The 18,525-nt window shown below is 71.3% G+C and carries 13 protein-coding genes and 1 riboswitch; of the genes, 4 read left to right on the top strand and 9 right to left on the bottom strand.

The annotated features are described in order from the left end of the window. Positions 1–107 precede the first annotated feature (107 nt). Together def and ABIA32_RS10320 are read left to right on the top strand one after the other, a co-directional pair. Positions 108–716 (top strand): peptide deformylase, encoded by a 609-nt coding sequence (def, locus tag ABIA32_RS10325; RefSeq protein WP_370093698.1) that lies wholly within the window; start codon positions 108–110, stop codon positions 714–716. A gap of 40 nt (positions 717–756) precedes the next feature. Further along, positions 757–1,314 (top strand): vitamin K epoxide reductase family protein, encoded by a 558-nt coding sequence (locus ABIA32_RS10320; protein WP_370093697.1) that lies wholly within the window; start codon positions 757–759, stop codon positions 1,312–1,314. Between the two features lie 7 nt (positions 1,315–1,321). Here ABIA32_RS10320 and ABIA32_RS10315 read toward each other — a convergent pair whose 3' ends face one another. The 3 genes from ABIA32_RS10315 to ABIA32_RS10305 all read right to left on the bottom strand — a co-directional run bounded on the left by ABIA32_RS10315 (position 1,322) and on the right by ABIA32_RS10305 (position 5,740). Next, positions 1,322–2,350 (bottom strand): ribonucleotide-diphosphate reductase subunit beta, encoded by a 1,029-nt coding sequence (locus ABIA32_RS10315; protein ID WP_370093696.1) that lies wholly within the window; start codon positions 2,348–2,350, stop codon positions 1,322–1,324. Then, entirely contained in the window at positions 2,350–4,767 is a 2,418-nt protein-coding gene (locus tag ABIA32_RS10310; protein ID WP_370093695.1) for a ribonucleoside-diphosphate reductase subunit alpha, read from the bottom strand. The genes ABIA32_RS10315 and ABIA32_RS10310 overlap by 1 nt, the downstream gene beginning before the upstream one ends. Positions 4,768–4,889: 122 nt before the next feature. Beyond that, positions 4,890–5,048: riboswitch (cobalamin riboswitch) on the bottom strand. A 167-nt stretch (positions 5,049–5,215) separates the two neighbouring features. Further along, positions 5,216–5,740: a GNAT family N-acetyltransferase gene (locus ABIA32_RS10305; protein ID WP_370093694.1), complete on the bottom strand. Its 525-nt coding sequence runs from the start codon at positions 5,738–5,740 to the stop codon at positions 5,216–5,218. Positions 5,741–5,836: 96 nt separating this feature from the next. On the opposite strand from ABIA32_RS10305, the gene ABIA32_RS10300 reads away from it, so the two are divergent. Together ABIA32_RS10300 and ABIA32_RS10295 are read left to right on the top strand one after the other, a co-directional pair. Continuing rightward, positions 5,837–6,406: a hypothetical protein gene (locus tag ABIA32_RS10300; RefSeq protein ID WP_370093693.1), complete on the top strand. Its 570-nt coding sequence runs from the start codon at positions 5,837–5,839 to the stop codon at positions 6,404–6,406. A 224-nt stretch (positions 6,407–6,630) separates the two neighbouring features. Next, positions 6,631–7,944, top strand: a complete 1,314-nt coding sequence (locus tag ABIA32_RS10295; protein WP_370093692.1) for an alkaline phosphatase family protein — start codon at positions 6,631–6,633, stop codon at positions 7,942–7,944. Between the two features lie 15 nt (positions 7,945–7,959). On the opposite strand, the gene ABIA32_RS10290 is transcribed toward ABIA32_RS10295, so the two are convergent. From ABIA32_RS10290 to ABIA32_RS10265, 6 genes are all read right to left on the bottom strand, one after another. Further along, positions 7,960–8,721 carry a histidine phosphatase family protein gene (locus ABIA32_RS10290; protein WP_370093691.1) on the bottom strand — a complete coding sequence of 254 codons (762 nt, stop codon included), beginning with the start codon at positions 8,719–8,721 and terminating at the stop codon, positions 7,960–7,962. 95 nt (positions 8,722–8,816) lie between these two features. Beyond that, the gene (mctP, locus tag ABIA32_RS10285; RefSeq protein ID WP_370093690.1) at positions 8,817–10,439 is read right to left on the bottom strand and encodes a monocarboxylate uptake permease MctP; all 1,623 of its coding nucleotides are present in this window, start codon (positions 10,437–10,439) and stop codon (positions 8,817–8,819) included. After that, on the bottom strand, positions 10,436–10,726 hold the full coding sequence (locus tag ABIA32_RS10280) for a DUF3311 domain-containing protein (protein WP_370093689.1): 291 nt from the start codon (positions 10,724–10,726) through the stop codon (positions 10,436–10,438). Before ABIA32_RS10280 ends, mctP begins: the two co-directional genes overlap by 4 nt. A 104-nt stretch (positions 10,727–10,830) precedes the next feature. Then, a complete protein-coding gene (locus ABIA32_RS10275; RefSeq protein ID WP_370093688.1) occupies positions 10,831–12,117 on the bottom strand; it encodes a condensation domain-containing protein in 1,287 nt (428 codons plus the stop codon). Then, complete coding sequence (locus ABIA32_RS10270) at positions 12,114–12,374, bottom strand: phosphopantetheine-binding protein (RefSeq protein WP_370093687.1); 261 nt, start codon at positions 12,372–12,374, stop codon at positions 12,114–12,116. Before ABIA32_RS10270 ends, ABIA32_RS10275 begins: the two co-directional genes overlap by 4 nt. 55 nt (positions 12,375–12,429) lie before the next feature. After that, the gene (locus ABIA32_RS10265) at positions 12,430–18,498 is read right to left on the bottom strand and encodes an amino acid adenylation domain-containing protein (protein ID WP_370093686.1); all 6,069 of its coding nucleotides are present in this window, start codon (positions 18,496–18,498) and stop codon (positions 12,430–12,432) included. Positions 18,499–18,525 lie beyond the last annotated feature (27 nt).

Raw genomic sequence — 18,525 nt, 5'->3', positions numbered from 1 at the left:
CAAGTCAGCAGAGCCCCGCGCCCCTGATAGTGCAACTACAGGCGGTAGCGAACGCGACGCAACGTACCCTTTGACGGATAACAGCTGGGATCGTTGAAGGCGAGAGCATGTCGGAAGAGCAGTTGGAAGCGCCCGTGCAGCAGGTGATCGGTGAGGAGCCGGACACGTCGCGGGGGACGGCGCGACCCATCACCGTGGTCGGGAATCCCGTCCTGCATCACCCGTGTGCCGAGGTGACCGACTTCGGGCCGGAGCTGCAGGCGCTGGTCGACGACATGTTCGTGAGCATGTACGCCGCCGAGGGCGTCGGCCTTGCCGCGAACCAGATCGGTGTGGGCCAGCGGGTCTTCGTCTACGACTGCCCGGACGACGACAACGTCCGTCACATCGGTGTCGTCGTGAACCCCGTGCTCGACGACCTCGACCCCGCGCAGCGGAACCTGGACGACGGGAACGAAGGGTGCCTGTCCGTGCCCGGGGCCTACGCCGAGCTCGCGCGGCCGGACTTCGCCGTCGTGCGGGGCCAGGACCGGGACGGGAAGGACATCGTCGTCGAGGGCACCGGATTCTTCGCGCGGTGCCTGCAGCACGAGACGGATCACCTGAACGGGTACCTCTACATCGACCGGCTCTCCAAGCGTGACCGCAAGGACGCCCTGCGGCAGATGGCCGAGCTCACGCCGCGCTACGAGATCGTCCCGAATGACGGAGAGTAGTCAACAGGAGGTCGGAGCCGGGCGGGCGATGACGTGGTTTTTGATCATCACGTCCCTGCTCGGCTTCGTCGCCTCGTTCACTCTGACGTACGAACGCTTCAAGCTGCTCACCGAACCGGGCTACGTGCCCAGCTGCAGCCTGAATCCGATCATCAGCTGCGGCAATGTGATGACCAAGCCGCAGGCGGCCGTCTTCGGATTCCCCAACCCGCTGATGGGTATCGCCGGCTTCGCGGTGACGCTCGCGCTCGCGATGGGGCTGCTGGCCGGCGCGCGGTACGCGCGCTGGTTCTGGCTCGGGCTGCAGGCCGGGGTGACCTTCGGGCTGGGGCTGATCTGCTGGTTGGTCTACCAGTCGCTGTACAGCATCGGGGCGCTCTGCCCCTACTGCATGGTGGTCTGGGCGATCATCTTCCCGATGTTCTGGTACGTCACGCTGCACAACCTCAAGCACGGCGTGATCCCCACCCCGCCCGGCTGGCGGGGGACGATCGACGCCGTGCTCGTGCTGCACTGGTTCGGGCCGTTGCTCTGGTATCTGGCCGTCGCCGGGATGGTGCTGGTCCGGTTCTGGTCCTACTGGCAGACGCTGCTCTGACGGACCCTCAGAAGTCGTCGTCGAAGGAGACCGAGCCCTCGACGGCGACTTGGTACGCGGAGACCCGGCGCTCGAAGAAGTTCGTCAGCTCCTGGACGTTCTGCAGCTCCATGAACGCGAACGGGTTCTCCGAGCCGTAGCGGACCGGCAGGCCCAGGCGGGCGAGGCGCTGGTCGGCGACGCACTCCAGGTACTGCCGCATCTGGTCCGCGTTCATGCCCGGCAGGCCCTCGCCGCACAGGTCGCGGCCGAACTGGAGCTCGGCCTCGACGGCCTCCTCCAGCATCGCGGTGACCCGCGCGCCCATCGACTCGTCCCACAGGTCCGGCTCCTCCGCGCGGACCGTGTCGACGACCTGGAACGCGAAGTCCATGTGCATGGACTCGTCGCGGAACACCCAATTGGTGCCGGTCGCCAGCCCGTGCAGGAGGCCCCGCGAGCGGAACCAGTACACGTACGCGAAGGCGCCGTAGAAGAACAGGCCCTCGATGCACGCCGCGAAGCAGATCAGGTTGAGCAGGAACCGGCGCCGGTCCTCCTTGGTCTGCAGGCTGTCCAGCTTCTCCACGCTGTCCATCCAGCGGAAGCAGAACTGCGCCTTCTCGCGGATGGAGGGGATGTTCTCGACCGCCGCGAAGGCCGCGTTGCGGTCCTCCGGGTCGGGCAGATAGGTGTCCAGCAGCGTCAGGTAGAACTGGACGTGCACGGCTTCCTCGAACAGCTGGCGCGACAGGTAGAGCCGCGCCTCCGGGGAGTTGATGTGCTTGTAGAGCGTCAGCACCAGATTGTTGGAGACGATCGAGTCGCCCGTTGCGAAGAAGGCGACCAGGCGGCCGAGCATGTGGCGCTCGCCCTCCGACAGCTTCGCCAGGTCGGCGACGTCGGAGGCGAGGTCCACCTCCTCCACGGTCCAGGTGTTCTTGATCGCGTTGCGGTAGTGCTCGTAGAAGTCCGGGTACCGCATCGGACGGAGCGTCAGCTCGAAGCCCGGGTCCAGGATGTTCTTCTGCTGCTTCACGGGGTCGGCGTCGGGCATTACTGGCAGGCCTCGCAGGACTCGGGGTTCTCCAGGGAGCAGGCGACCGCCTCGGCCTCCTGCGCACTCTGGACTTGCTGGACGGCCGCGCGGGCGATCCTGGTCGCCGGGCGCGAGCGCAGGTAGTACGTGGTCTTCAGGCCGACCTTCCACGCGTACGCGTACATCGAGCTGAGCTTGCCGATGGTGGGCGCGGCCATGAAGAGGTTGAGCGACTGGCTCTGGTCCAGGTACGGCATGCGGGCGGCGGCGAGGTCGATCAGCGCGCGCTGCGGCAGCTCCCAGGCGGTGCGGTAGAGGCGCTTGAGGTCCTCCGGCAGGCCCGCGATGTCCTGCGCCGATCCGTTCGCCTCGCGCAGCTCCTCGCGGGCGATCGGGTTCCACAGGCCCAGCCGCTTGAGGTCCGCCACCAGGTAGGGGTTGACCTGTAGGAACTCGCCGGACAGGGTCTCGCGCTTGAAGAGGTTGGAGACCTGCGGCTCGATGCACTCGTAGACGCCGGCGATCGAGGCGATCGTCGCGGTCGGCGCGATGGCCAGCAGCAGCGAGTTGCGCAGGCCGGTCTCGGCGACGCGGGCGCGCAGCGCGTCCCAGCGCTCGGGCCAGGTCGGCGCCGTCGAGAAGTGGTCGACGTGGAGCTGACCGCGCGCCGCGCGGGTCTCCGCGTAGGCGGCGTGGCGGCCCAGCCGCTCGGCCAGGTCGCAGCTGGTCTCGTAGGCGGCCAGCATGATCCGCTCGGCGATCTTCGTGGACAGCGTCTTGGCCTCGGCGGAGTCGAAGTCCAGCCGCAGCTTGAAGAAGACGTCCTGCAGGCCCATCACGCCCAGGCCCACCGGGCGCCAGCGGTCGTTGGACGCGCCGGCCTCGGGGGTCGGGTAGAAGTTGATGTCGATGACCCGGTCCAGGAAGGTCACCGCGGTGCGGACGGTGGCGTCCAGACGCTCCCAGTCGATCGCGCCGTCCGGTCCCAGGTGCGCGCCGAGGTTGACCGAGCCGAGATTGCAGACGGCGGTCTCGGAGTCGTCGGTCACCTCCAGGATCTCGGTGCAGAGGTTCGACGAGTGGACCGTCCGGCCCGGCAGCGCGGTCTGGTTGGCGGCGCGGTTGGAGGCGTCCTTGAAGGTCATCCAGCCGTTGCCGGTCTGCGCGAGGGTGCGCATCATCCGGGCGTACAGCGTCCGCGCCGGGATCGAGCGGATGGCCAGGTCGGCCTGCTCGGCCTTGACGTACGCGGCGTCGAACTCGGCGCCCCACAGGTCGACGAGCTCGGGCACGTCGCCGGGGGAGAAGAGCGACCACGCGGCGTCGGCCTCGACGCGGCGCATGAACTCGTCCGGGATCCAGTGCGCCAGGTTGAGGTTGTGCGTGCGGCGCGCCTCCTCGCCGGTGCTGTCGCGCAGTTCGAGGAACTCCTCGATGTCCGCGTGCCACGTCTCCAGGTAGACGCAGGCCGCGCCCTTGCGTCGGCCCCCCTGGTTCACGGCGGCGACGGAGGAGTCCAGCGTGCGCAGGAACGGCACGATGCCGTTGGACTGGCCGTTGGTGCCCCGGATCAGCGAGCCGCGCGAGCGGATGCGCGAGTAGGAGAGGCCGATGCCGCCGGCGTGCTTGGAGAGGCGGGCGATCTGCGCGTAGCGGCTGTAGATCGAGTCGAGCTCGTCCAGCGGCGAGTCCAGCAGGTAGCAGGAGGACATCTGCGGGTGCCGGGTGCCGGAGTTGAACAGCGTCGGCGAGCTGGGCAGGTACTCCAGCCGGCTCATCAGCGTGTAGAGCGAGGCGACCTCGGCGACGGACTTCTCGTCCCCGCCCACCCGTCGCCCGCCACCACCCTTGTTCGAGTCGCTTCGCTCCACACCTCCCATTTCCAGCCCACAGGCCACGCGCAGCATGAACTGCTGCGGGGTCTCGATCACCTGACGGGTGATCGGGTGGCGCAGCAGGTAGCGGGAGTAGACGGTGCGCAGGCCGAAGTACTCGAAGCGGTCGTCGCCCTGCGGGTCGATGACGGCGTCCAGCTCGTCCGCGTGGGCGGCGACGAAGGCGGCGGTGGCGTCGCCGATCAGGCCCTCGCGGTGGCCGACGGCCACGGACGCGGCGAAGCAGGTCGCCCCCTGTCCGGCGGCCTCCTCGCGGACCTCCTCGGCCAGCAGTCGCGCCGCGAGGCGCGAGTACTGCGGGTCCTCGGCGATGAGGGCGGCGGCCGCCTCCATGGCCAGCCCGCGCAGCTCGGCGTAGTCGGCCCGCGCGCTGCGGCCGCGCAGCGCGGCGGCGGCGACCCGGCCCGGGTCGACCTGCGGCAGGTCGACGGAGCGCTCGGTGAGCGTGACCAGCAGCGCGGTGCCGGGGGCGTCGGCGGCGACCTGCGCGGCGGACTGCTGGGTGGGCTGGGGCAGGGTGGGGACGGCTGTGTCCGTCATCTACGCGCTCGCTCCTCGTTGGCGGCCGGTGGCTGAGGGTGGGCCACAGGGGAGGAGGGCAGCGCGAAGCAACCCGTCGGCCCACCCGCGAGGCCCGGACGTGCAGAGCCCTTCGCGTGGGTACACGAGGGCACGCTGACGGCAGGTCATCGGACTCGCGGCAGGGCCGCTCACCGCTGCGGGGCAGTCCCGGAATCACACCGGGTTCCCCTGCGTCGACAGCGAGCATGAGCATACATCTGGTGGCGCTCTCGCAAAGCACCACCAGATGTTGTGTCGCTAGAGCCTGTGTCTGCACCCCGGCCGGACCCGGCCCGCCTGGCACGCACGCTCGCTGCGTTGGCGAACCGCCCACGTAGCTCCGCTACGAGGGCGCTCCGCCGCCTTGCGATCGCACGCACCAGACGACCCGGGCGGATCCGGCCGGGATGCAGACACAGGCTCTTCGTTACTCTGTTCGAGCTTCCGGCTCGCCCAGCTCAAGCGCGTAGGTGAGCAGGTCGATGCCAGGGATGGGCGACCAGTCGCGGTCCGGGGTGCGGACGAAGCCGAGGCGCTCGTAGATCCGGTGGGCGTGGACCATCTGCTGCTGGGACGACATGACGATCCGGGGCAGCCCGAGCTCGCGGCTGCGCGCGATGATCGCGCGCACCATCAGCTCGCCGACGCCGCGACCGCGCACGGCGGGGTCGGTGGACACGGCGAGCATCCGGAACTCGCCCTCGCGGCCGACGGCGAGGTCGGCGTAGGGCGAGCCGGGCGGCGCGAAGGTGACCGAGCCGAGGACCAGGCCGGTCTCCTCGTCCACGGCGACCAGCAGCTCCGCGCGCTCGGCACGGTCGCTCGGGTCGCGCAGCAGCTTCGCGTAGTCGCCGTCACGCTCGGTGTGGCCGTCGGCGATGAAAGCCTCGGCGACGAGGTGACCTGCGGCGTCGTACTCGGAGGGCTGCGCGGGGCGGACGATGATGCTCATCCTTGAAGTCTGCCTGACGCGTCAGGCACTGCTCCGAGTGGGGTGCGCCGAGCGGCGGGGCGGAGAGTGACGTGTCATGTTCGTTGAGTGATGAACTTGCGAGGGACTCGGGCTCTGATAGTCGGCTGCTGCGCGGGAGCCGCGCTCTGGACGGGCGCGCTCCCCGCGCACGCGGCGCCGCCTGCCCGCGCGGCGGCGTGCGCGGGGGCGGCGCGGCCGAGTCCGATGGCGGTGACCCTCTCCGGCGTACGCGCGGCCTACGCCGCGGGCGGCGGCTGGTCCACGCTGCGGCTGACCGTGCGCAACCGCACCCGCTCGGTCTGCGGGCAGCTCAAGCCGGTGCTGGTCTACGGCGCTCGCGACCGGACGCTGCGCGTGGACGCGGTGCGCCTCGAGTCGCGGCGCGGCGGCCGCTGGCAGCGGGTGAACCTCGACGCCGCGCTCGGCGAGCTGGCGGGCCAGATCGGCCCGAGCCGCGGTCTCAGCCTCCGCCCCGGTGAGTCGGTGACGCTCCAGGTCCGCATGCGTCTGTCCCGCAGCGCGCCGCACGGCGAGTGGCTCTCCCTGGCCGTGGCCTACGCGCCGATGCAGACCAAGGGCACCACGGTCGCCTGGCCGGTCGGCGTCACCAACCCGTCCTACTTCCGCGTGACCGGTTGGCGCTGAGGCCGGCCCTCACAGAGTTTCCACAAGCCCGCTCCCTACCGTGCGAGCCGTCCCTGCAGCGCGGCTCGGAGGGAATGATGAGAAGACGGCTCGGGAAACTCGGTACGCTCACTGCCGCGGCGGTCATGACGGCAGCGTGCACGAGTGGCGGTGGCCCCGCCGGTCCGACGGCCTCGTCGGCGAGCACGGAGGCCACGGCAGGCATCCACGCAATCAAACACGTCGTGGTGATCATGCAGGAGAACCGTTCCTTCGACTCCTACTTCGGCACTTATCCGGGTGCGGACGGCATCCCGGCCGGGGTCTGCGTGCCCGACCCGGCCGGGGGCGCCTGCGTGAAGCCGTTCCACGACACCGCCGACCGGAACACCGGCGGCCCGCACGGCGCGGCCAACGCCACCGCGGATGTCAACGGCGGCGCCATGAACGGTTTCGTGGGGCAGGCGGAGCGCGGGCGCAAGGGCTGCAAGGACCCCAACAACCCCTCCTGCGGCGCGACCGGCGCGACCGGTTCGACCCGCTCGACGGGCTCCACGGACGTGATGGGTTACCACGACGGCAGCGACATTCCGAACTACTGGGCCTATGCGAAGAACTACGTGCTGCAGGACCACATGTTCGAGCCCAATGCGTCCTGGTCGCTGCCCGCCCATCTCTTCCTGGTCTCCGAGTGGTCCGCATACTGCACCCAGCACGACAACCCCGCCAGCTGCACCAACGCGTTGCAGAGCCCGGGTCTGCCGCCGGACTTCATGGCCGGGCGGAAGGCGAACGCCGGCCCGTCCGACCCGCCGATCTACGCCTGGACCGACCTCACCTACCTCCTGCACAAGAACAACGTGCCCTGGGGTTACTACGTGATGACCGGCACCGAGCCGGACTGCGCGGACGCCGCCGCCCTCACCTGTTCGCCGGTTGAGCAGAACGCGAAGACCCCGGGCATCTGGAACCCGCTGCCCTACTTCGACACGGTCAAGGCCGACGGCCAGGAGGGCAACATCCAGTCCCTGGACAACTTCTACTCGGCGGCCAAGGCGGGCACGCTGCCGGCCGTCTCCTGGATCTCGCCTGCCGGTCAGGTCAGCGAGCACCCGCCGGGGCTGGTCAGCGCGGGGCAGTCGTACACCACCAAGCTGATCGACACGATCATGCAGAGCCCGGACTGGAGCTCCACGGCCATCTTCCTGACCTGGGACGACTGGGGCGGCTTCTACGACCATGTCACCCCGCCCCCCGTCGACCGGAACGGCTACGGCCTGCGCGTGCCCGGCCTGGTGATCAGCCCCTACGCGAAGCAGGGCTACATCGACCACCAGACCCTCTCCTTCGACGCCTTCGACAAGTTCATCGAGGACGACTTCCTTCACGGCCAGCGGATCGACCCGGCCAGCGACGGCCGCCCCGACCCGCGCCCGGACGTCCGCGAGAACGCCCCGGCGCTGGGCGACCTGTCCTCGGACTTCGACTTCACGCAGCGGCCACGGCCGCCCATGATGCTGCCGGTCCGCCCGGCCACTGGGCTCACGGCGCCGCACTGAGCCGCACTGAGCCGCTCAGTCCAGGTGGGGGCGGACGTTCCAGCGGTCGAGGGTGAGGGCGCCCTTGGCGTCGCGGATCCAGCGGGTGACGGAGGTGTTGGAGACCGCGCCGGTGCGGGCCAGATCCATCAGCTCGCCCTCCTGGAGGTCGTCGATGATGTGGCGGAGCAGCAGGACCACCGCGTCGTGGGCGACGATCAGGACCCGCCGATTGCCCTCCGCCTCGTAGAGGTCGCGGAGCGCGCTGCGCAGGCGGAGGGCCACGTCGGAGTGGGACTCGCCGCCCGGCGGGCGCCAGCGCAGTTCGCCGAGCAGGCGGCGGCGCGCGGCCTCCGCCGGGTGGCGGAGCTCGATCGCCGCCGAGGTGAGCATCTCCAGGACGCCAAGCTCACGGTCGCGCAGCCGCTCGTCGGTGCAGAGCTCGGGCAGCGGCAGGCCGGCCCGGTCCAGCTCCTCGACGACCAGCTCCGCCGTCTCCTGGGTGCGCAGGTAGGGTGAGACCCAGAGGCTCTGCGGCAGGCCGTCGCCGTCCCGCGTGGCCAGCCAGCGGCCGAGCGCGCGGGCCTCGTCGCGGCCGAGCGTCGTCAGCGAGAGGTCGGCGTCGCGGCAGCTGATGCCCACGTCCAGCGCGCCCACCGCCTCGGCCGCGTGGAACGCGGCGTTCGCGGTGCTCTGGCCGTGCCGGACGGCGGTCAGCGTCAGCGGCCCCGGCAGGCCGGGGAAGAGCCGGCGCGGTGCCGTCCGCTGTGCCTTCGGGTTCTGGTCGGTCAGTGCCACGTCGCGCCCCCTGGGGATCGACCTGCCCGTCGCCGGAATGCGAAACGGGCCGCCGTCCCAGTGTGCGGGAGCGGGCCGCCCGTTCTAAGGGCGCATCAGGTGGTGACGGGGGCGATCACGGGAGGCGTGTGCTCCGTCTGGTCCACATCCGCCGTGTAATCGGCGGGAACCGTCTCGTCCGTGCCTTCCGGCGACTTGATCGCGCGCAGCGCCAGCGTCAGCACGACGGCGACCGCGACGTTCAGTGCGAGCGCCGTGATCCCGATATAGCCGATGTGGTTGATCCAGGGGATGTTCGCCTTGCTGTCGCCGAAGTGCGAGTGCGGCTTGCCTGCCGCGGCGAGGCCGTAGGTCTCATAGGTGCCGTAGGCCATGCCGGCCGCCCAGCCCGCCAGCAGACCCCAGCGGTGGAACCACCGCGTGAACAGTCCGCCCACGATGGCCGGGAAGGTCTGCAGGATCCAGATACCGCCCAGCAGCTGCAGGTTCACGGAGAAGGACTGGTCGATACCGAGCACGAAGCCGAGGGCGCCGACCTTGACCACCAGTGAGACCAACTTGGCGACCTTGGTCTCCTGCGCGGCCGTCGCGTCCGGCTTGAAGAACTCCTTGTAGATGTTCCGGGTGAACAGGTTCGCCGCGGCGATCGACATGATCGCGGCAGGGACCAGCGCGCCGATGCCGATGGCGGCGAAGGCCACGCCTGCGAACCAGCTCGGGAACATCTGCTGGAACAGCTGCGGGATGGCCAGGTTCTTGTCGAAGCCCGTGACGCCCTTGCCCACGCCGGCGGAGATCGCCATGAAGCCCAGCATCAGCAGCAGCCCGAGCATCAGCGAATAGGCCGGCATGATCGCCAGGTTGCGCCGTACGGTGAGCCGGTCCTTGGCCGCCATCACGCCGGTCGCCGAGTGCGGGTACATGAACAGTGCCATCGCCGAGCCGAGCGCGAGGGTCGCGTAGGCGACCTGCGCCTGCGGGGCGGAGACCATGGTGCCGCGCGGCTTCCCGGTGGCCGGGCTGGTCTTCGCCAGCGCCGTCGCGGCGTCGTGGAAGATGTGGCCGTAGCCGCCCAGTCGGATCGGGATGTAGATGATCGCCACGATGATCACGATGTAGATCAGCGTGTCCTTGACGAAGGCGATCAGCGCCGGTGCCCGCAGGCCCGAGCTGTAGGTGTAGGCCGCGAGCACCGCGAAGGCGATCAGCAGCGGCAGGTCCTTGCCCAAGCCGCTGCTGCCGCCGATGTGCATCGTGGTCAGCACCGCCTGGATGCCCACGAGTTGCAGGGCGATGTACGGCATCGTGGCGACGATGCCGGTGACCGCGACCGCCAGCGCCACGCTCTTGCTGCCGTAGCGGCCGCGGGCGAAGTCGGCGAGGGTGACGTAGCCCTTGCTGCGCGCCACCGACCAGAGCCGGGGCAGGAAGAGGAAGACCAGCGGCCAGGCGATGATCGTGTAGGGCACGGCCCAGAAGCCCGCCGCGCCCACGGCGTAGACCAGCGCAGGGACGGCGATGAAGGTGTACGCGGTGTAGAGGTCCCCGCCGAGCAGGAACCAGCTCACCACCGTGCCGAAGCTGCGCCCGCCGAGGCCCCACTCGTCCAGGTGGTGCGCGTTCTCGGCGCGACGCCAGCGCGCGGCGACGAAGCCGATGGCGGTCACGAGAGCGAAGAAGAACAGGAAGACGGTCAGCGCGACCCAGTCGGTCTTCACTCGCCCTCACCTCCGGGGACCTGAGCGTGGGAGACCTGCGCACGGAACGCCTTGCGCTGCTTCTCCTCGCGGGTGAACAGCACGTACGCGAGACCGGTCATCAGGGCGGACAGGACCACCCACATCAGCTGGTACCAGTAGAAGAAGGGAATCCCGATGAAGGCGGGCGTCAGCCGGGCATAGGAGTTGACCCAGAGCAGCGCCACGAATGGCGCCACCAGGAGGATCGCGCAGATCACGCGCACCGGCGTGACGAGCGGTAGCGGACGAGTTGGCAAATCGGACATAAACGGCGGCTCCCCGTGACCAATTGACACTCTGTTGATCTAAATCGATCTAGGGGAATGTAGACCCTCGTCGCGCTCACGTCACCAGGTCGCGTCCGAGTTCCTCAGCTCGGACGGAGGCCTTCCGCGACGACGAGCGACTCCAGTTCGCGCAGCGACTGCTCCATCGCGGCGCGGGAGAGGTACGCGGTGTCCGCCGTCAGCGACAGCTCCAGCGAGCCCTCGGGAGACGTCGAGACGTGCACGCAGATCCGGCAGTTGAGCTTGGACTGGCTCAGCGGCCAGCTCAGTTCGCTCGCCCCCAGCGCTGCGCGGATCGCCGCGGGGTCGCCGACGGACGGGCCGGGATCGGCGAAGCGCATGTCGTTGAAGCAGCACAGCGGCTGCGTCCACGCGCCCGCCGCGCGGTCCCTCGGGTCGTGGAAGGCGCTGCGGTAGGCGCGCAGCGCCGCGGCGTCCGCCGCGTGCAGCAGCTCCCCGAAGGGACGGTCCACGCCGTCCAGCGAGAAGGCCCCCTCCTGGGAGAGCGTGCTCACCAGGCGGGCGGTGTCCCTGCGGAAGCGGTTGTTGACGATGGGCAGGATCGTGCACCGCTCGCGTCCGGTGGCCCGGCCGACCAGAGCGGCGGTCGCCGCCAGCAGCACCGTCGAGGTCGTGGTCCGGTGGGCGGCGGCGATACGACGCGCCGCGAGATCCAGTGCGGGCGAGACGAGCTGGGCGCGCCAGATGGGCGGCTCGGCCGGGGTTCCGGCCTCGCCGTCGAACATCACCCCGGGCGGCACGGCCTCCCACAGCTCCGCCGCACGCCGGGCTACCCTGCGGCCCTCCGCCGACTCCTGCCAGTCGGCCAGATCGAGCGGACGCGGCGCGGGCGCGCCGCCGGGCCGGCCGCGCAGGATCAGCATCCGCAGATCTCGCACGGCGATCTCCGATCCCAGGCCGTCGGCGGCCAGGTGACAGAAGGCCAGTACGACATGGGTGACCTGTTCCCCCTGCCGAACCAGGGCGATCCGCAGCGGCCATTCGGCCTCGTAGTCGAAGCGTTCGGCGGTCAGGGCGGCGAGCACCTGGTCGGGGTCTCCCTCGGTGAGCAGCACCGGCAGCGTGCCGTGCTGCTCGAGACGCTGCCTCGGCTCCGTGCCGCCGAGGTCCAGCCGCGTGCGCAAGGAGCCGTGCAGCACCGGGAGTTCGGCGAGGGCCGCCAGGATCTCGGCGGTGCCGCGGCGGCCCGGGACCTTGAGCACGCGGCCGAAGTTGAAGTAGTGGTCGTCCGGCGCCGTGTTCCTGATCGCCTCCCAGATGGCGCGCTGTCCCCAGGTGAGCGCGGCGCTGCCGTGATCCGGGGCGGCGAATGCTACGGCCGCCTCGGCAGTCGTCGTGACGGCGGTCATCGTGCGGTCAGTCGTTCGGCAAGGTGGGTCGCCAGCGCGTCAGGGTCGTCCACCAGGTCCCAGCCTCGCTCGTCCAGGTCGATCTCGACCTCGAACTCGGCCTCCACAGCGTCGATCAGACGCATCCGGGCGAGGGAGCTCAGGCCGAGCTCCGAGAGCAGCGCGGAGGTGTCGCGCACCTCGGCGGCCCGGAGGGAGCCGTCGGAGCACTCCTCGACGAGGAGGGAGATCCGCTCCCTGATGCTGCTGTCCGTCATGCCGGTCTCCTCTGTTCCGCTGTCTCTGTTCCGCTGTCCGTCCGGTGTCGTTCTGTCACTCCGCCGCCTCCTGGGCCAACAGCGCTTCCGCCTCCGCCTCGGTGAGCCCGTCGATCTCGGCGAGCAGCTGCCGCTCCAGCGCCTCGGCGATGCCCGCTACAGTGCCGAGGTCGAAAAGGGTGCGGACCGGCAGGTCCACGTCGGTGGCGGCGCGCAGGCGGGAGATCACCTTGACGGCGAGCAGCGAGTGACCGCCGAGGGCGAAGAAGTCGTCCAGCGCGCCGACCTCGGCGATGCCCAGCACCTCGGCGAAGACCTCCGCGACCAGCTCCTCGGCGTCGGTGCGCGGGGCCACCAGCTCGCGGACCAGGGTCGGTTCGGGCAGTGCCGCGCGGTCGAGCTTGCCGTTGGGCGTCAGCGGTAGCGCGTCCAGGCGGACCCAGACCGTCGGCACCAGGTGGCCGGGCAGCACCGCGCGCAGCTCCTCCGCCAGCGGCTCCGGGTCGCCGACGGTGTAGCCGATCAGCGTGTCGCCGCGCACGGCGACCGCGCCGCGGCCGCCGAGGCGGGCCTCGATCTCGCCCGGCTCGATCCGGAATCCGCGTACCTTGACCTGGTCGTCGCGGCGGCCGAGGAACTCCAGCTGCCCGTCGGGGAGCAGCCTGGCCAGGTCGCCGCTGCGGTAGAGCCGCTCGCCGTCCACGACGGGGAAGCGCTCGGCGGTCAGTTCCGGCCGGTCCAGGTAGCCCTCGGCCAGACCGACGCCGCCGATGCACAGCTCGCCTGGCGCACCCGGCGGGACCGGCTCGCCGTGCGCGCCGAGCAGCCTGACCGTGGTCCCGCCGATGGGCCGGCCGATCGGCGGCCGGCCCGACGCGGGCGAGGCTCCGGTCAGCTCGGCTGCGGTGGCGATGACGGTGGCCTCGGTCGGCCCGTAGGTGTTGACCAGCCGGACCCTGTCGCCGAAGCGGTCCCGCCAGCGCGCCACGGCGGACGCCTGCACCTGCTCGCCGCCGAGGATGACCAGGCGGAGCGTCTCCGGCCAGGCGATCCGGTCGATCTCGTCCACCAGCTGGTGCCAGTAGGCGGTGGGCAGGTCGAGGACGGTGGCGCCGTCGAGGTGCTCGGTGAGCGTGACCGCGCCCTCGGGGAGCAGCTCCAGCCGCGCGCCGGTGGCCAGCGCCGGGAAGATCTCCTCGACGTGCGCGTCGAAGCTGAGCGAGGCGAACTGCACGACCCGGTCGTCCGGACCCAGTTCGTAGGCCTCGCACATCCAGGCCACCCGGGCGGCCAGCGCCTCGTGCCCGATAAGCACGCCCTTCGGCATGCCGGTCGATCCGGAGGTGTAGATGACATACGCGCCGTCCGGGCAGCTCCGCGAGCCCTCCAGCGCGACCGGCCCCTGCGGGGTCAGCACGGTGGACGCGCCGCTGTCGGCCGCCATGAAGGCGAGGCGCTGCTCGGGGTAGTCGGGGTCCAGCGGCAGGTAGGCACTGCCGGCGCGCCAGACCGCGAGCAGCGCGGCGACGGCGTCGCAGCTGCGGCCCAGCCGGATGCCGACGACCCCACCGCCGGGCAGGTCCGCCGCGAGTTCGGCGGCCCGGCAGTCCAGCTCGGCGTACGTCAGCTGCCGGCCGCCGCAGGAAACCGCGACCGCGTCGGGGCGGGCGCGCACCTGCGCCGCGAAGAGGTCGAGCACTCGTCGCGGTTCGTCCAGCCCTGGACCCTCCAGCACCGTCGTGTCGTTCTCGACCAGCAGGGGAAGCTGGGAGAGCCGGGTGTCGAGGTGATCGGGCACCGCCCGCAGCAGCTGCGCAAGGCGGTCGGCCAGCCGGCGGGCCGTCGATTCGTCGAGGAGTGAGGCGTCGTAGACCAGGGTGGGGACCAGCGCCGACTCGTTCTGCCAGACCTCCAGCATCAGCTCGAACTTGGCCTGCTGGAAGCCGTGGGCGAACCACTCGGCCACCAGGCCGGGGAAGGCGTCCGCCCCGTGCTCGGAGCCCTGGCTGTGCAGGATCGCCATGGTCTGGAAGAGGGGGGTGCGGGAGAGGTCGCGGCCCAGCCGGAGTTGGGCGACCAGGTGCTCGAAGGGGATGGTCTGGTGCGCGAAGGCGCCCAGGACGTCGGTGCGGGTCTGCTCCAGCAGGTCGCCGAAGGTCGGGTCGGCCGACAGGTCGCCGCGCAGGACCAGGACGTCGGTCAGGTAGCCGATGACGGGCTCGACTTCGAGCCGGTCGCGTCCCGCCGTCGCCGTGCCGACCAGGATGTCGTCCACGCCGGTGTGCCGAGCCAGCAGCACCTGGTAGGCGGCGAGCAGGACCATGAAGAGCGTGCACTTGCGCTCCCGGCCCAGCTCGGTCAGCCGGGCGGCGGCCTCGGGGGCGAGCGGGACCTCGACCAGTGCGCCCCGACGCCTGGGCACGTCGCTGCGCGGCCGGTCGACGGGGAACTCCAGCTGGGCCGGGTCGGCCAGCCGGTCCTGCCAATAGGCCAGTCCGTCGCTCGTGTCCTGCTCGCGCTCCCAGCGAGCGATGTCGCCGAACTGGAGGACGAGCGGCGACGGTTCCTCACCCGCGTAGCGTGCCGCCAGCTCCTCGTAGAGCAGGTTGAGGGACCAGCCGTCGCCGAGGATGTGGTGCATCACCAGCAGGATCACGTGGTCGTCCTGGCCCAGGCGGATCAGGCAGGCGCGCAGCGGCGGCGCATCGGCGAGGCCGAAGGGCGCGTTGGTCCGGTCCGCGACCAGGGCCTCGGCGGCCTCGGTGTCCGCCGCCGTCAGCCGCTCCCAGGGGACCGGACCGGCCGGCTCGACCACGGCGACCGGAGCGCCGTCGACCTCCGGATAGCGGGTGCGCAGCGTCTCGTGGCGGGCGACAGTCCCGTCCAGGGCGCGGCTCAGCGCCTCCTCGTCGAGCGGTCCGCGCAACCGCTTGACCAGCCACATGTTGTAGGCGGCGTCGTCGGGGTCGAGCCGGTGCAGGAACCAGAGGCGCTCCTGACTGAACGACAGCGGCGGCGGCGTGCCCTCGGGGCGCGGGCGGGGTCCCGGCGCGGCGGCGCCCTCGGGTGTGGCGGTGGAGAGGTGCAGCGCCAGCGCCTCGACGGTGGACCGCCGGAACAGCTCGCTCACCGGGACGGGCGTGCCGGTCAGCGCGGAGAGCCGGGCGGCGACCATGGCGGCGCGCAGTGAGTGGCCGCCCAGCGCGAAGAAGTCGTCGTCGGCGCGGACCTCGGTCAGGTCCAGGACCTCGCGGAAGACCTCGGCGACGACGAGCTCGTGCTCGGTGCGCGGCGGGCGCCCGACCGAACGGGAGACGGTCTGCGGGTAGGGGAGGGCCTTGCGGTCGACCTTGCCGTTGGGCGTCAACGGCAGGGCGTCCAGGCGCAGGTAGAGCGCGGGGACCAGGTAGATCGGCAGCCGGTCGACGAGGTGGACGCGGAGCGCCTCCTCGTCCGGGACGGCCCCGGGCTCGGCTCCCGACGAGGCGACGTAGAAGGCGACCAGGCGTTCGTCCTGGACACCGGCGACGGCCTGGCGCACCCCCGGGTGCGTCTCCAGGGCCGCGCCGATCTCGCCGAGCTCGATCCGGTGCCCGCGCAGCTTGACCTGGTTGTCGGTGCGGCCGACGTACTCCAGCGAACCGTCGGCCTGCCAGCGGACCAGGTCGCCGGTGCGGTAGACGCGTTCGCCGTGGCGCTCGACGAAGCGTTCGGCGGTCAGTTCAGGACGGCCGAGGTAGCCGTCGGCCACGCCGAGGCCGCCGATGAGCAGCTCGCCGGGGACGCCGATCGGCGTCCGGGCGTCGCGCTCGTCGACCACGTGGACGGTGGTGTTGGCGATCGGCCCGCCGATGGCGACCCGGTCGGGCTGCTCGGGAACCTCCCAGGCGGTGGACCAGATCGTGGTCTCGGTCGGACCGTAGACGTTGACCAGCCGGGCGACCCGGGCGCGCAGCTCGGTGCCGAGCTTGAGCGGCAGCGGCTCGCCGCCGGCCAGCGCGGTGAGCGGGGGGATGTCGCCGGTGAGGAGGACCCGCCATCCCGAGGGCGTCGCCTGCACGTGGCTGACGCCCTCGGTGCGGATCAGCCGGGCCAGGTCCGCGCCGTCGAGGGCGGTCTCCCGGTCGGCGACGACCACACGGCCGCCGGTGACCAGCGGGAGGTAGAGCTCCAGTGCTGAGATGTCGAAGGAGAGCGAGGTGAGCGCGAGCCAGCGGTGCTCGGGCCCCGCGCCGATCAGCTCACGCATCGCGAAGAGGAAGTTGGTCAGCGCCCGGTGGGGGACGACAACCCCCTTGGGGTTGCCGGTCGAGCCGGAGGTGTAGAGCAGGTACGCGGGCTGCTCGGGGGTGGGTCGGCGCAGGTCGGTCCAGGACGCGGCGCGAGCCGGGTCGAGGACGTGGTTGAGATCGGCGTCGCCCAGGACCAGCGCGGCGCCGGAGTCCTCGATCACGTAGGCCACCCGGGCCTCGGGGTAGTCGGGGTCGACCGGCACGTAGGCCGCGCCGGTGAGCGCGGTGCCGAGCAGGGCGACGACCATCTCCGCGCGGCGTGAGCTGCGCACCGCGACGACCGAGCCGGGGCCGATGCCGCGTGCGGTCAGCTCGCGGGCCAGCCCGGCGGCGGCGCCGACCAGGGCGCGATAGCTGAGCTCGACGCGCGGCCTCGGGTCGACGGGGTCGGCAGGGTTGGCAGGGTCTGCCGGGACGGTCGTCGGCGCGTACGTCGGGTCGTGGACCACGGCGAGGGCGTCCGGCGTGGCCTCGGCCTGGGCGAGGACCAGGTCGACGAGGGTGACCGGCGGGAGGTCGAGGGCGGTGTCGTTCCAGGCGTCGAGTTCGCGCTGCTCGGCATCGGGAAGCAGGTCCAGGCGGCTGACCGGCGCGGTCGGCTCGGCGAGGGCCGATTCGAGCAGCCGAAGGTAGCGCTGTGCCAGTCGCTCGGCGGTGGCGTGGTCGAAGAGCTCGGCGCTGTAGATGAGGACCCCGAGCAACTCGTCGCCCGGCTGCTCGTAGAGGTCGAGGGAGAGGTCGCAGCGGGCCGGGTGCCAGCTGAGCGGGAAGGGGTCCGCCTGCAGCCCCGGCAGCGGATCGTGCACCTCGCCCTGGGTGTGCAGCGCGAAGATCGACTGGAACAGGGCCGTGCGGCTGAGGTCGCGGTCGATGTGCAGCGCGCCGACCAGCTGCTCGAATTGTGTGTCCGGATGCGCGAGCGCGGAGAGCACGTTCGTGCGGGTGACCCGCAGCAGATCGGTGAAGGCCGGGTCCTCGGTGAGGTCGCAGCGCAGCACCATGGTGGTCGACAGGAAGCCGATCACGCCCTCGAGTTCGGGGCGGCCGCGTCCGGCCGAGGGGGCGCCCAGGCAGAAGTCGCGCTGCCCGCTGTGCCGCGAGAGCAGCACCTGGTAGGCGGCCAGCAGCACCATGTACGGGGTGCAGCGGGTCTGCCTGGCCAGGCTGCGGACGCCCGCGAGCAGCTCGGGCGGGAGGGGGAAGCGGACCTCTTCGCCGACGGCGCTGCGCTGGGGCGGGCGGGGCCGGTCGGTCGGCAGCTCCAGCACGGGCGCGCCCGCCAGGCGGTCGACCCACCAGTCCAGGTCGCCGGACGGTTCGGCCTCGCTCCTGGCGACCACGTCCCGGTACTGGAGCGGCTGCGGGGGCAGCGGCCGGCCCGCGTAGGCGGCGGCGACCTCGTTGCGCAGCACGTTGAACGACCAGCCGTCGCCGTTGATGTGATGCAGCACCACACACAGTACGTGGTCGGCCACGCCCAGCCGGATCAGGGTGACCGCGAACGGCGGCGCGGCGGACAGGTCGAAGCGGACGTTGGTGCGGGCGGCGACGATCGCCTCCGCCTCCGCGAGCGAGGCGGCGTCCACCTGCTCGACCCGCACCGGAGCCGGGTCCTCGACCACCGCCAGGGGAAGGCCGTCGGACTCGACGAAGCGGGTGCGCAACGCGCCGTGCCGGGCGGCGACTTCGGTGAAGGCGGTGGCCAGGCGTACGGAGTCGAGCGGGCCGCGCAGCCGGTAGGCGTAGGCGGTGTTGTGGGAGGGGTCCTCCGGATCGAATCCGTGGAGGAACCACAGGCGTTGCTGGCCGAGTGAGAGCGGTCCGGTCTTCACGAAAGTCCCCCGTGATGGACGAGCACG

Source organism: Streptacidiphilus sp. MAP12-20 (assembly GCF_041262525.1).
In the GTDB taxonomy this organism is placed as follows: Bacteria; Actinomycetota; Actinomycetes; order Streptomycetales; family Streptomycetaceae; genus Streptacidiphilus.
Note: the sequence above shows the minus strand (reverse complement) of the source record. Positions and strands in the feature narration are given on the sequence as shown.